Annotated in this window: 10 protein-coding genes; 4 read left to right on the top strand and 6 right to left on the bottom strand. The window is 72.9% G+C overall.

Going from position 1 to position 13,347, the window contains the following annotated elements; translation table 11 throughout:
* The first annotated feature begins 82 nt into the window (after positions 1–82).
* Positions 83–277, top strand: coding sequence for a hypothetical protein (locus ACFYOJ_RS22055; protein WP_356558523.1), 195 nt, complete (start codon positions 83–85; stop codon positions 275–277).
* A 272-nt stretch (positions 278–549) separates the two neighbouring features.
* Here the strand turns inward: ACFYOJ_RS22055 and ACFYOJ_RS22050 are convergent, their stop codons facing one another.
* From ACFYOJ_RS22050 to rpmG, 3 genes are read right to left on the bottom strand one after another with little or no spacing between them, the layout of a single operon-like run.
* Positions 550–1,704 carry a GTP-binding protein gene (locus ACFYOJ_RS22050; RefSeq protein ID WP_356558524.1) on the bottom strand — a complete coding sequence of 385 codons (1,155 nt, stop codon included), beginning with the start codon at positions 1,702–1,704 and terminating at the stop codon, positions 550–552.
* A complete protein-coding gene (locus ACFYOJ_RS22045; RefSeq protein ID WP_356558525.1) occupies positions 1,704–1,958 on the bottom strand; it encodes a type B 50S ribosomal protein L31 in 255 nt (84 codons plus the stop codon). The genes ACFYOJ_RS22050 and ACFYOJ_RS22045 overlap by 1 nt, the downstream gene beginning before the upstream one ends.
* Before the next feature lie 56 nt (positions 1,959–2,014).
* On the bottom strand, positions 2,015–2,179 hold the full coding sequence (gene rpmG, locus ACFYOJ_RS22040; protein ID WP_356558526.1) for a 50S ribosomal protein L33: 165 nt from the start codon (positions 2,177–2,179) through the stop codon (positions 2,015–2,017).
* Between the two features lie 66 nt (positions 2,180–2,245).
* Between rpmG and rpmB the strand changes: the two genes are divergently transcribed.
* The 3 genes from rpmB (at position 2,246) to ACFYOJ_RS22025 (ending at position 6,201) form a co-directional block, all read left to right on the top strand.
* Entirely contained in the window at positions 2,246–2,482 is a 237-nt protein-coding gene (gene rpmB, locus ACFYOJ_RS22035) for a 50S ribosomal protein L28 (RefSeq protein ID WP_356558527.1), read from the top strand.
* Entirely contained in the window at positions 2,482–2,787 is a 306-nt protein-coding gene (gene rpsN, locus ACFYOJ_RS22030; protein WP_356558528.1) for a 30S ribosomal protein S14, read from the top strand. Before rpmB ends, rpsN begins: the two co-directional genes overlap by 1 nt.
* Before the next feature lie 423 nt (positions 2,788–3,210).
* Entirely contained in the window at positions 3,211–6,201 is a 2,991-nt protein-coding gene (locus tag ACFYOJ_RS22025; protein ID WP_356558529.1) for a BTAD domain-containing putative transcriptional regulator, read from the top strand.
* Between the two features lie 248 nt (positions 6,202–6,449).
* On the opposite strand, the gene ACFYOJ_RS22020 is transcribed toward ACFYOJ_RS22025, so the two are convergent.
* The 3 genes from ACFYOJ_RS22020 to ACFYOJ_RS22010 all read right to left on the bottom strand — a co-directional run.
* A complete protein-coding gene (locus ACFYOJ_RS22020) occupies positions 6,450–8,189 on the bottom strand; it encodes a BTAD domain-containing putative transcriptional regulator (RefSeq protein ID WP_356558530.1) in 1,740 nt (579 codons plus the stop codon).
* A 279-nt stretch (positions 8,190–8,468) separates the two neighbouring features.
* The gene (locus ACFYOJ_RS22015; RefSeq protein ID WP_356558531.1) at positions 8,469–11,312 is read right to left on the bottom strand and encodes an amino acid adenylation domain-containing protein; all 2,844 of its coding nucleotides are present in this window, start codon (positions 11,310–11,312) and stop codon (positions 8,469–8,471) included.
* Positions 11,309–13,347 (bottom strand): condensation domain-containing protein (locus tag ACFYOJ_RS22010; RefSeq protein WP_388597551.1); only part of this gene is annotated, 2,039 nt, incomplete at its 5' end. The genes ACFYOJ_RS22010 and ACFYOJ_RS22015, both read right to left, overlap by 4 nt.

Genomic DNA, 13,347 nt, shown 5'->3' with positions numbered 1-13,347 from the left:
CGGGGGTTTCGGCCGGGGGCTACGAGTCACCCGTGTGACCGGCATGCGATGCGATGCGCAGGTGACGCGAGGAGGAGAGCCGATGTCGAACCCGCAACAGCCCGAGCTGCGGCGCAGTGACAAGGGCGCGGGCACTCCGCAGGACAGTGAGGCCCGCAAGGCGGCACAGCCCACCCGCGGGGGCGGTGGCCACGCGCACGGCACCGACCGCGGCGGCAAGGGCGGAGGAAAGGGCGGCGGTACGCCTCCCGAGCAGCAGCCGGACCACCCGGTCTGAGCCCACCGCACGGATTTGCGAACGCCGCACGGACCGGTGAACGCCGTGCGGACCGGCCCGTGCGGGCCGGGCGGGTCCGAGGGGCGCGCTGTCCCGGCAGCGCGCCCCTCGGACGGACGACGGTACGTCGCCGCTCCGCGCCGCCCGCCGTGGGAGCGCAGCCACAGGCGCCGCGGCGCCGACGGCGTCCCTGCCAGGAGTCCTGCACAGGCTGCCGGGGGCTCGCGAACGGTCTGTGGCGGTTCTCCGGTGCTGTGCGGGGGCGGAACCTCCTAGGCGACGCGGTCGAGGAGCGAGTCGAACGCGGGTGGCAGGTGCTTCCACCCCTCGGGGCCGGCGGCGTACTCGGTGTCGGTGAGCAGACAGGACTCGAGGAGACGGGCGAGCGCGTCGCGGTCGAGGCCGGGGGAGGTGAAGACGAGGTGCTGGCAGCGGTCGCCGTGCTCCGGGTGCCAGTCCAGGGCGGCCGCCGCCCGGCGCACGGGCGGGGTCAGATCCCAGGCGGCGTCGGACAGGGAGGCCAGCCAGGGGCCGGCGCTCTCCACGCAGAGTGCTCCGCCGGCGGCGTCCCAGGCGAGCAGGGTGTCGGGGCGGTCGGCGAGCCAGAACCGGCCTCTGCTGCGGACGGCCGCGCAGCAGAGGTCCTCCAGTGCCCGGTAGAGACGTTCGGGGTGGAAGGGGCGCCGGTGGCGCCAGACCAAGGTGGCGACCCCGGCTTCGTCGGCCTCCTGGGGGAGGAGGGCGCAGGCCGGGTGCTGGGCGTCGGCAGCCGCCTCCACGTCAAAACCGGCGAAGGCCAGCCGGGCGAGTTCGGGGGAATCGGTGCGCACCCGGCGGGCGGTCGGGTGGAGCTGGGTGAGGAGCGCGCGGTCCTCGTCGTCGGCCTGCCCGCTCTCCAGGACAGCGAGCACGGGGGCGTACTCCAGCTGCCTGGCCCAGGTGTCGCCGACGGTGCGCCGGTCGGTCGCGGCGGCCGCGAGCCCCGCTTCGGCCAGGTCGTCGCCGTTGGCGAGACAGGGGAGCACGAGCGCGGGATCGACCGCCGTGATGACGTTGGTGAGGCGGAGCGACCCGGCGCCGTGGGCGGCGACGAGTTCGGCCATCGCCCTGGGCTCGACGGAGTCCCACAGTTCGACGACGACGAGCCGGGTGAGACCGGTGCCGGCCAGCCGTTCCAGTTCGGGGACCAGGTCCTCGCGCAGCGCGCAGCACGCGCAGTCGTCGACCAACGGCGTCCCCGCGCGCGACAGTTCGCCCGAGGCGTCACGTGCCTGGCGCAGGACGGTGCCGCCGGCCGCCGTGGACAGGTCGTGGTGGAGGGCGATGCTGCCGGGCACGGCGTGCAGGAGACGGTCCACGGTCTCGCGGCGGGCCTCGGAGTGCATCCCGCCGACGATCACCACCGGGAGGCGGGCCTCGTCCCGCATCAGCGGGCTTCCCGTCGGCCGTAGCGGCGCTCGAAGCGCTCGACCCGTCCGGCGGTGTCCATGACCCGGGCGGTTCCGGTGCAGAAGGGGTGGCTCATGTTCGAGATCTCGACGTCGACCACGGGGTAGGTGTTGCCGTCCTCCCACTCGATCGTCCTGTCGCTGGTCATGGTGGAGCGGGTGAGGAAGGCGTGGTTCGCGGCACGGTCGCGGAAGACGACGGGGCCGTACGCGGGGTGGATGCCGGGCTTCATGGCGGTTCCCTTCGAGGTCCGGGTCGGGGGTGGGGGAGAGGGGCGGGGCCGGTGGTTCAGCGTTCTTCGCGGAAGTCGACGTGGCGCCGGACGACCGGGTCGTACTTGCGCAGGACCATGCGGTCGGGGTCGTTGCGGCGGTTCTTGCGGGTGACGTACGTGTAGCCGGTCCCCGCGGTGGAGCGGAGCTTGACGACGGGGCGTACTTCGTTGCGAGCCATGCGGCTAGTATATGGCAATGGTTTTCATTAGCGATAACCGCCGTCCGACGAGAGGCAGGTAAGACCTTGTCCGCCCACTGCCAACTGACCGGCGCCCGGCCGGGATTCGGCAACACCGTCTCCCACTCGCACCGGCGCACGCCGCGCCGCTTCGACCCCAACATCCAGCGCAAGCGCTACTGGCTGCCGAGCGAGGGCCGGTACGTCCGGCTGACGCTGAGCGCGAAGGCGGTCAAGACCGTCGACGGCATCGGCATCGAGGCCGCCGTGGCCCGCATCCGCGCCCGGGGAGGGAAGGTCTGATGGCCAAGAAGAGCAAGATCGCGCGGAACGAGAGGCGCAAGGCGATCGTGGAGCGGTACGCGGCCCGGCGCGCTGAGCTGAAGGAGATCGTCCGGCGGCCGTCCTCCACCGAGGACGAACGCCGGGCGGCCGTCGCGGAGTTGCGGCGCCAGCCCCGTGACGCCAGCGCGACCCGCGTGCGGAACCGGGACAGCGTGGACGGGCGGCCGCGGGGCCATCTGCGCAGGTTCGGCCTGTCACGCGTCCGTGTGCGCGAGCAGGCCCACGCCGGGTTCCTTCCCGGGGTCACCAAGTCGTCCTGGTAGCCACGGCGTTCGCGCGGTGGGCGAGGGCCCGGCCGCGGCTCGGCGGAGTCGCGGCCGGGGCCGGCGCGTCGGCGGACCCGTGCCCCGCGGCCGAGGGGCGGTTCGCGTGCGTCCGCGGCCGTCGGGCCCGAGGGGGCCGGACCGCTGAGGCGGATATCCGGGGCCCGGAGCGGTGGGAGCCGTTTCCGGCGAGGTTATGTCCCGTGCCGCCGAAAAGCTGAGCGTTACTCAACTTCACCCCCAGGGAGTTCAGGAGGGTCGCTTTTGTGTGAACTCCCTTTCGTTACTGCCGGTTAGAGCCCTGCTACTGGGCAGTAGGCCGATTCGTCGTCGTATCGTGTGCCTGGGGGCAAGTCGACGAATTCCGGCGGCGGCAGGGACGCCGCTCCTGCCTGTTCGCGATGTACGGGGATCAAGGGGAGCATGGAGAAACGGCTGGAATTCCGCATCCTGGGGCCACCGGAAGTACACGTCGAGGACGACCAGGTGCCGCTGGGCGGACCACGGCACCGTACGATCCTCGCCCTCCTGCTCCTCACCCCGGGCCGCGTCGTCCCGGTCGACGCGCTGATCGACTCGGTGTGGCACGAGCACCCGCCCGCCACGGCGCGCACCCAGATCTCCATCTGCATCGCGGCGTTGCGCAAGGCGTTCAAGAACGCGGGCTTCACCGAGGAGATCATCGTCACGGCCCACCCCGGGTACCTCCTGCGGCTGGGCCGTCACACGCTGGACACGGCCGAGTTCACCGAGCTGATCACCCTGGCCGAGACGGCGGTGCGCGAGGAGCGGCTGCCGGAGGCGTCCCGTGCCTACGCCGAGGCCCTGCGGCTGTGGCGCGGACGCCCGCTGGCCGGCGTCATGGGACTGCGCGTGGAGGACGAGGCGCGGCGGCTGGAGGAGCTGCGCCTCGACGTCTTCGAGGACGCCACCGCGGTACGCCTCCAACTGGGCGACCACCAGCGGGTGCTGCCCGACCTGGCGGCGATGGTCCGGCGCCATCCGCTGCGCGAACGCGCCCGTCACCAGCTGATCACCGCGCAGTACCGCTCCGGTCGGCGGGCCGAGGCGCTGGAGACCTTCCAGGAAGGGCGACGGTCGCTGCGGGAGGAGCTCGGCATCGAGCCGGGTCCCGCCCTGACCGAACTGCGCGACGCCATCCTGCAGGACGAGCGGTCGCTGTCGGCACCCGACCCGGACGGCGAGCCGGTACCCCGGCCGAACCCGGTCGGTGACCCGCTGGAGCTGCCTCCGGGCGTGCCGAGGCCGGCCGGCCGCAAGGAGGAACTGGCCCTGCTGGGCGAGCTGCTCGACACGGACGGCGCCGCCCGAGGCCCGGCCACCGGACTGATCACCGGTGTCGCCGGGGTCGGCAAGACAGAACTCGCGATCCACTGGGCGCACAGCGTCGCGGACCTCTTCCCCGGTGGGCAGCTCTTCGCCGATCTCCACGGCTACGACGAGCGGTTGGAGCCGACCAGCGCCGACGAGGTGCTCAGCCGCTTCCTGCGGTCCCTGTCCGTGCCCGCCGACCGGATACCCGCCGAGCCGGAGGAGCGGGCCGCGCTCTACCGGAGCCTGCTCGCCGACCGCCGGGTGCTCGTCGTGCTGGACAACGTGCGCAGCTACGCCCAGGTGCGCCCGCTGCTGCCGAGCGGCGACGGCTGCTGTGTGCTGGTCACCGGACGTGAGCAGATACCGGAGCTGGTGGCCTGGCCCCCGCGCGCCTGGGTACGGCTCGGCCCCCTCTCCACGTACGAGGCGGTCGAGCTGCTGGGCGGCATCGTGGGAGAGGAACGGATCACCGCCGAACCGGCCGCCGCCGCCACCCTCGCCGAGCTGTGTGACCTGCTGCCGCTGGCGCTGCGCATCGCCGGGGCCCGGCTCGCCTCGAAACCGCACTGGACCGTCGGGCACCTGGTGCGCAGGCTCAGCGACGAGCGGATACGGCTGGACGAGCTGAGCCAGGGCGAGTCGCAGGTGAGAGCCAGCTTCGCGCTGACCTACCGGGGCCTGGCCGAGCAGACCGCGCGGCTCTACCGGAGACTCGGGCTGCTGGACGTGCCGGACTTCTCGTCCTGGGTCGCCGCCGTCCTGCTCGACACGGACCTCTACACCGGGGAACGGCTCATCGAGGAGCTGGTCGACGCACAGTTCCTCGACGTGATCGGCCAGGACATGTCCGGGCACACGCGCTACCGGTTCCAGAACCTGCTGCGGCTGTTCGCGAGGGAGCGCGCGGAGGAGGAGAGCGCCGAGGAGCGGCATGCCGTGCTGGACCGGGTGTTCCGCACGTACCTCTTCCTCGCGGCCGAGGCCCACCGGCGGTGCTTCGGCGGTGACTTCAGCATCATCCACGGCACCGCGGTGCCACACCGGCTGCCGCCGGAGCTGACCGACGTCCTGCTGGCCCGGCCGCTGGACTGGCTGGAGGCCGAGCGGCTCCCGCTGAGCGCGGTCGTCGCCCGGGCGGCCGACACCGGCATGGACGAACTGGCGTGGGACCTCACGCTCTGCCTCCTCGTGCTCTTCGAGACCCGCAACTACCTCGACGACTGGCGCGAGTGCGCGGAGCGCGCCCTGGCCGCGGCCCGCGCCGCGGGCAACGCGCGGGGCGAGGCCGCGATGCTGCACGCTCTCGGCGCGCTGGAGATGCGCCGGCGGGAATTCACCGCGGCGTACGGCCTGTTCGCACGGGCGAGGGAGCTGCACGAACGGGCAGGGGAGGAACACGGCGGGGCCCTGGCGCTGCGGAACATGGCGATGATCGACGAGATGCGCGGCGAACTGGACACCGCGATGCGGTACAGCACCGCGGCGCTGGAGGTCTTCCGCGCGGTCGGCGACCGCTCCTCGGAGGCCCACGCGCTGAACAACATGGCGCAGATCTGCCTGGACCGGGACGACGTGGACGAGGCGCTGAGGCTGAGCAAGGAGTCGGTACGGGTCTCCGCCGCGATCGGCGAGGGCGGCACCCGCAGCCTGGCGCTGGGCACCCACCGGCTGGCCCGGGTGCACCTGGCCCGCCAGGAGTACGGCCTCGCCGAGGAGGCACTGCTCCGGGTGATCCACATCGTGCGGAGCCGGCTGGACATGACGGGGCTGGCCCACGCGCTGCTGGCACTCGGCGAGGCCCGGATGGGCGCCGGACGGTGGGAGCGGGCGCGGGTCACGCTGCGGCAGGCGCTGGAGACGGCGGCCCTGGTGGACAGCGCGCTCGTCGACGGGCGTATCAAACTCGCGCTCGGCACGGCCGGTCGGCAATGCGGAGATTTCCAGGAGGCCCGGCGCAATTACCTGGGGGCGTTGGCCAGTTTCGAACGCATCGGTGTGGAGGCGTGGATACAGCGGGCCCGGACCGCGCTCGCCGAACTGCCCGACGAGAACCGGGGGACGGGGAAACCGGGACGGTAAGCCGTTCGATAACGAGGGGAAAACCGGCTGTATTACTGTCTGATCAGTGCGTGATCCACAGTGTTTGCGTTCCAGGATTTCGCAGAATCGCTGTCGATGCATGAAGGAAGAGACGATGGACGTCCGCGTCATCCACCCGCACGCCGCCGAGACCACCGGCTCCGACGACGAGAGCTGGCACTGAGCCCACGACGGCGGCCCCGCCCCGAGTCCGACTCGGGGCGGGGCCGCCGTCGTGTCCGGCTCGGTCACCGGGCGGCCGGCGACCCCGGGCCGGTGCGGTGCGCGGCGGGCAGACCGGCGGCGAAGAGCAGCACCAGCTCGTGGAAGCGGTAGAAGGGCCGGCCCATCAGGTCGACGCCGCACAGGTCGAGCAGCGCACCGTCCACGAGCTGCTCCAGCCACTGTTCCGCGGTCGCCTCCGTCGTGCCCAGCACCCCGGCGGCCCGGTGCGCGGGGAAGGGCTCGGCGCCCATGCGGGCGAGCCGTACCAGGGCCGACCGCGCGGGCGACGGCAGGGCGTACAGCGACGACGACAGGGCCGTACCGACGTCCATGCCGCCGTAGGAGAGCTCCCGCAGCCGGTTCTCCGGGGCCGCCATGCGCTGGGCGAGGCGGGCCACGGGCCAGAACGGGCGGGCGAGGAGGCGGCTTCCGGCGATGCGCAGCGCGAGCGGCAGCCCACCGCAGCAGTCGATCAGTTCGTCCGTGGCGTCGGGTTCCGCGGCCAGCCTCGCCCGGCCCGTGACGGCGGCCAGCAGGTCGCGGGCCGCGGGAGCTCCGAGCGGCGCGAGTGCCGTGGTGCGGGCGCCGGTGACCTGGGTGAGCCTGGTCCGTCCGGTGATCACCACCACGACGCCGTGGAGGCCCGCCAGCAGCGGGTCGAGCAGCTTCCCCTCGGCCGCGCCGTCCAGCACCACCAGCAGCTGACGGCCCGCGGTGCGGGCGCGGAGCCGCCGCACGAGGTCCTCGCACTGTCTGCGGTCACCCCGCTCGCTGCCGCCCGGCGGCGTCACGTCACTCTCCTCGAGGGGCTCCCCGAGGTCGCGCAGGAGCGAGGCGAGGACGTCACCGGGCGGGCGGGGACGGCCGTTCGCCTCCGTCAGACCGACGAAGAGCCGGCCGTCGGGGAAGTCCCCGGCCGCCGCGTGCGCGACGTGCACGGCGAGGGCGGTCTTGCCGACCCCGGCCATACCGGTGACCAGCAGATGGCGTGGCCCACGCCCGGCGACCGACTCCGCCAGCTGGGTACGGAGCGTCCGGATCTCGGCCTCCCGGCCGGCGAGCCGCTCGACGGGCGGCGGCAGCGTGGCCGGTGCGACGGGACCGGCCGGTACTTCCCGCGCCGGCCGGGCGGTGCTGCCGGGGCCCGGTCCCCGGGTGCCCTTGAGGACGGCCGCGTAGGTCGCGCCGAGGGCCTCGCCGGGGTCGATGCCGAGCTGGTCGGCGAGAAGGCCGCGCCCCTCGTAGTAGCTCTGCAGGGCGTCGCTCTGCCGGCCGCTGCGGTAGAGGGCGGTCATCAGCTGCGACCGGAGCTTCTCCCGCAGCGGGTGCTGGGCGACGAGGCCGGTGAGTTCGGCGGTGAGCTGCTCGTGCCGGCCCAGCGCGAGGTCGGCCTCGATGCGGTTCTCCAGGGTGTGCATCCGGGCCTCCTCCAGCTGCGGCAGCTCCGCGTCGGCGAGGTGCTCGGTGACGTTGGCGAGGGCGGTGCCGCGCCAGTGTCCGAGGGCCTCGGCGAGCAGCGCCCCCGCCTCCCGGTGGCGGCGCTGGTCCAGCGCCGCCCGTCCGAGCCGGTCCAGCCGCTCGAACTCCAGCATGTCCACCGCGCTGTCCGGGGCCTGGAGCAGATAGCCGGGCGGCCTGCGCTCGATGCGCACCTCGTCACCGAGGAGCTTGCGCAGCCGTGACATGTACGTGTAGATCTGGGCGCCGGACGTGGCCGGCGGTTCCCAGCCCCACAGCAGGAAGTTGAGTCTGCTGTCCGACACGACCCGGCCCTTTGCGAGCAACAGGGCCGCCAGTACTGTGTGCACCTTGGCACCGGAGAGCGGAATCTGTAATCCGCCCCTGTGCGCTTCCACCGGGCCGAGGACTCGGAAGTCCATGCGACACCCCCGTCAGGCATGTGTGATCGATGTATCGCCACGAAGCTATGCGGGAGCCCTATTCTCGTGTTATCCGTTCGGTAACACCACCGGCTCACGACGGCAACGTCCGGGAACGGACGGTCGAGAACCGGTCACTCGCCACCGGCCGGTAGCCACCGGTCAGTCGTCGTCGACGGTCAGCTCACGGCCCAGGGACGCGGCGACCGTCTTGTGCACGTGTTTGCCGCCCTCGCCGTTGGTCAGGACGACGCAGCCGCTGCCGGAGCGCAACCGCAGCGAGACCAGTGCGCGGAACCCGGCGGTCTGCCCGCCGTGGCCGAACTCCGCCTCTCCCATGGACCCGTCGACGACCGTGCCCAGACCGTAGAAGCTGCCGGGGAACGCCTCGGTGAGCATCTGCGTGGCGAGCGGCGCCGGCAGCAGGTCGGAACAGCCCAGGTGGGCCTGGCGGACCTCCGCGGCCAGTTGGGCGATGTCGGCGGCGGTGGACCACAGTCCGCTGCCGGCCCGCACCGGCCGTACCCGGAAACCGTCGAGCAGCGGCCGGCCGTGACCGTCGTGCCCCGCGGCCCAGTCGTCCCGGGCGGCGGGCCCGTCGACGGGCGGTACGAAGGAGCTGTCCGCCATGCCGAGCGGCGCGAAGACCAGCTCCTGCGCCAGGTCGGCGAAGTCCTGCCCGGTGACGTCGGAGAGGAGCCGTTCGGCCAGCGCCCACTGGCTTCCCGCCTTGCGGAACCGGGTGCCCGGTTCGTGCTCGGCGCTCACGTCGTCGAGCACGGTGTCGAGCTTCGGCATCGGCTCGCCGGGCCGCCACCAGGTGGCGGCGGCGCTGGAGAAGCCCGCCGTGTTCGACAGCAGGTGACGCAGGGTCACGAAGGCTCCGGTGGCGGTGCGGGGCGCCCGCCGCCCGCTCAGGTACCGGTCCAGGTCGGTGTCGAGGCCGAGTTCGCCACGGGCGACCAGACGCAGCGCGGCGAACGCGGTGACGTGCTTGCTGATGGACCCGACCTGGAAGCGGGTGCGCAGCGTCACCGGGAGGCCGGTCTCCGCGGACCGGTCCCCGTACACCTGTACCCCCACCAGCCGCCCGTCCCGCAGCAGGGCCACGGCGGCGCCCGGCACCCGGTGCGCGGCCATGGTCCGGGTCGGGTCGACGGGCCCGCCCGCTGGAGCCACCGACATCATGGCCGATTCCTGCCCTTCTCGTGTCTCGTCCGGTCCGGTCGGCTCGGGCGGGGTGCCGTCGAGGGCCTGCGCCAGGTCCTCCACGGTCTCGCTGTCCAGCAGCATCCGCAGGGTCAGGGCGAGCCCGGCCTGCCGCGCGGCGGCCATCACGTGCACGATCCGCATCGAGTCGGCGCCCAGGTCCTGCAGCCGGTCCCGTACGCCGACGTCGGTCACGCCCAGGACCTGGGCACAGATCTCCACCAGGCGCCGCTCGGTGTCGGTGCGGGGCGCCAGATGGACGCGGTCCCCGGCGAGCGCGGCGCGGCCCGGGACGGGCAGCGCGGCCCGGTCGACCTTGCCGGCCGGGTTCAGCGGCAGCGCCGTCAACGGCACCACGGCCGCGGGCACCATGTACGCGGGCAGGGCGGCGGCCAGCCGGTCCCGCAGCGCCGCCGGGTCCGGCTCCGTGCCGTCGGCGCCGACCACGTACGCCGCCAGCCACTTCTCGCCCTGGTCGTCGTCGCGAGCCACCACGGCGGCGTCGTGGACGTCCGGTCCGCCGCGCAGCACCTCCTCGATCTCGCCGAGCTCGATGCGGAAGCCACGGATCTTGACCTGGTTGTCGACGCGCCCGAGGCACTCGAGCTGCCCGTCGGCCCGGAACCTGGCCAGATCCCCGGTGCGGTACATGCGGGAACCGGGCGGGCCGCCGTACGGCTCCGGCAGGAACCGCTCCGCGGTGAGTCCCGGCCGGCCCACATAGCCGCGGGCCACGCCCGCGCCCGCGATGTACAGCTCGCCGGTCACCCCGATGGGCACCGGCCGGTGCGCCGAGTCGAGCACGTAGGCACGGTAGTTGGGCAGCGGCCGGCCGATCGGCACCGACTCCGCGCCCGGCACCAGCTCGGTGCCGGTGCACCAGACGGTCGCCTCGGTGGGCCCGTACAGGTTGCTCAGCCGGCCGACACGGCCCACGAGCCGCCGGGCCAGCCCGGGCGGGCACTCCTCCCCGGTGGTGACCGCGGCGACCGGCAGCCGGTCCATCCCGGCGGCCAGCAGCAGCTTCCAGCCTGCCGGGGTGGCCTGCACATGGGTGATCCCGGCACTTTCCACCAGCCGCAGTTGCGCCACCGGGTCGTGGGCCTCGGCGTCGTCGGCGAGCACCACCCGGCCACCGGTGACCAGGGGGAGGTACAGCTCGGCGGTGGACACGTCGAAGGAGAGCGAGGTGACGGCCAGCCAGCGGTGCTCCGGTCCCGAGCGGTGCCACCGCCGCATCGAGAACAGCATGTTCAGCAGCGCGTACTGGCCGATCTGCACCCCCTTGGGCCGGCCCGTGGAGCCGGAGGTGAACAGGGTGTACGCCAGCCGGTGGGTGCGCGCGGGGTCGTCCGGGTCGCCGTCGGCGGAGCGGTCGGGCGGCGTCGCCGGACAGGCCGCGATCCGCTCACGCTCCGCGTCCAGGTCGACGGTCTCCCCCTCGTGCCCGGGGCCGAGGAGCGCGGCGCTGCCACCGTGCGTCACCGTCAGCCGCGCGCCCGCCGTCTCCCGCATGTAGCGCAGCCGCTCGGCGGGGAGCGCGGTGTCCAACGGCAGGTGGGACCCGCCCGCCTTCCAGATGCCGAGCAGCGCAGGCAGGGTGTCGGGGCCCCGCCGCAGCAGCACGCCCACCACCGACTCGGGTCCCACCCCGGCCTCCCGCAGCCGGTGCGCGATCCGGTTGGCCCGCTCGTCGAGCTGCCGGTACGTGACGGTGTGCCCGCCCACCTCTACGGCGACGGCGTCGGGGGTGGCCGCGGCCTGCCCCTCGATCACCTCGTGGACGTAGCGTCTCATCCCCACTCCACCTCGGTGTCGTTGAAGTCGTCCAGGACCTGGGCCAGTTCCACGACGGACAGCAGCGAGGCGTGCACGTCGCCGTCCGGGTCGGTGGCCATGGCGTCCAGTACCGCCCGGTACATGCCTGCCACGCGCTCGGCGTTCGCCCGGTCGAGTCCCGTACTCACCGCGCGCAGCACCAGCCGGCCGGGCACGTTGGCCACGGACAGCGTGAACTCGTTCGAGCTGTCGCCCGCGCCCGCCTGCACGTCCACCGCGCTCCCGGCGGTCTGGTGGAAGTCCTGATAGCGGTACATCACGTCGAACAGCCGCCTGCCACCGCCCAGTTGCTGCACGGCGGGCAGCGGATACCGGCGGTGCGGATACACCTCGGCCTCCCGGTCGAAGACCTGGCGCACCAGCTCGCGCCAGGTGCCCGCCGTCCGGTCGTGCGCGAAGGGCAACGTGTTCAGGTACATCCCGTAGACCTGTTCGGCGCCCGGCGCCTCGGGACGGGCGCTGTAGACCACGCCGGTGTGGAAGGCGTCCTCACCGGTGACCGTGGAGAGCACCCTCAGATGGGTGGCGAGCAGAACCGCCTTGAACGAGGTGTCGGTGGACCGGGCCAGCTCGCGCAGCGCCGGCTCGATGTCGCGGAAGTCCACCGACAGCTTGAAGTCCTCCCGGGGAGCGCCGTTCCCCGCACCCCACTCCTGAGGCAGCCGGCACGGCGCGTACGCGTCGACGACGCCCTGCCAGTACGAGCGGTCCTCGTCGGAGGCGAGGGACTCCTGCTCGGCGGCGATGAAGTCGGCATAACGCACTGCCACCGGCTCCGGCTCACCGGGCAGTTCGCCGGCCGCGTACGCCTGGTACAGGTCGAGGACCTCCCGCAGCAGCGACTGCTGGCTCCAGCCCTCCGTGATGGCGTGGCAGTGGGTGAAGCCCAGGTGCCATGCCGCGTCGGACTCGACCAACGCGGCGAACCGCAGCAGCGGCGGCCGGTCCAGATCGAACAGCGCAGCCCGCTCGGCGGCTATGTGCTCCTGTCGTGCCGCGGTGAACCGCTCGGCGTCCGTGCCGCGCAGGTCCCGCACCACGACCTGCGGTTCGGCGGCCGGATGCACCAGCTGCAACGGCACCGAGAAGCCCTCCAGGTCGAAGGAGGTCCGCAGCATCTCGTGACGCTCGACCACGGTCCGCGCCGCGCGGCGCAGGGCCTCGGCGTCGAACGGACGGCCGTCATGGATACGGAAGGTCGACGTGTTGTGGTACTTGTGCAGCCCGTCACCCGCGAGCATCTCGACCAGCATGCCGAGCTGCACCTTGGCGACCGGGTAGGCGTCGATGATGCCGTCGGGGAGGTGGTTGCGGTCTTCGTCGCCGACGAGGGTGAAGGGTTTTACGGGCTGATAGGCGTCGGTGGTGTCGTCGCCGGTGGTGAGGGTGGCGGCGAGGTTGGCGACGGTGCGGTGCTGGAAGACGTCGCGTACGGCGGCTTCGAAGCCTTCGGCGCGCAGGGCGCCGACCAGGGCGATGGCCTTGATGGAGTGTCCGCCGAGGTCGAAGAAGTTGTCCTCGACGCCGACCTGTTCGAGGCCGAGCACCTTGCTCCAGATCGCGGCGATGCGTTCTTCGGCGGGGGTGCGGGGGGCGACGTGGGTGTCGGTGGTGGTGTCGTCGGGGGCGGGCAGGGCGCGGTGGTCGAGTTTGCCGTTGGCGGTCAGCGGGATGGTGTCCAGCTGGATGAAGTGGGAGGGGATCATGTAGTCGGGGAGGTGGTCGGTGAGGTCGGGGGTCTGGCCGACGATGTAGGCGATCAGCCGCTGGTCCTCGGTGACGGTGACTGCGGCGTCGGTGACCTGTGGTTGGGTGAGGAGTGCGGCGCGTATTTCGCCGAGTTCGATGCGGTAGCCGCGGATCTTGACCTGGTCGTCGATGCGGCCGAGGAACTCGATGGTGCCGTCCGGGCGCCAGCGGGCGAGGTCTCCGGTGCGGTACATCCGGCTGCCCGCCGGACCGTACGGGTTGGGAAGGAAGCGGTCCGCCGTAC

This window comes from Streptomyces sp. NPDC006384, from assembly GCF_042870695.1.
Lineage (GTDB): Bacteria > Actinomycetota > Actinomycetes > Streptomycetales > Streptomycetaceae > Streptomyces.
The sequence above is the reverse complement of the archived record's forward strand: the minus strand, read 5'-3'. Positions and strand labels throughout refer to the sequence as shown.

What these genes read in the sequence shown, in the direction of transcription:
- ACFYOJ_RS22050 (WP_356558524.1), bottom strand. Translation starts at nt 1,704, where the DNA reads ATGCGGGACGAGGCCCGCCTCCCGGTGGTGATCGTCGGCGGGATGCAC.
- rpmG (WP_356558526.1), bottom strand. Translation starts at nt 2,179, where the DNA reads ATGGCTCGCAACGAAGTACGCCCCGTCGTCAAGCTCCGCTCCACCGCG.
- ACFYOJ_RS22055 (WP_356558523.1), top strand. Translation starts at nt 83, where the DNA reads ATGTCGAACCCGCAACAGCCCGAGCTGCGGCGCAGTGACAAGGGCGCG.
- rpsN (WP_356558528.1), top strand. Translation starts at nt 2,482, where the DNA reads ATGGCCAAGAAGAGCAAGATCGCGCGGAACGAGAGGCGCAAGGCGATC.
- ACFYOJ_RS22045 (WP_356558525.1), bottom strand. Translation starts at nt 1,958, where the DNA reads ATGAAGCCCGGCATCCACCCCGCGTACGGCCCCGTCGTCTTCCGCGAC.
- ACFYOJ_RS22015 (WP_356558531.1), bottom strand. Translation starts at nt 11,312, where the DNA reads ATGAGACGCTACGTCCACGAGGTGATCGAGGGGCAGGCCGCGGCCACC.
- ACFYOJ_RS22025 (WP_356558529.1), top strand. Translation starts at nt 3,211, where the DNA reads ATGGAGAAACGGCTGGAATTCCGCATCCTGGGGCCACCGGAAGTACAC.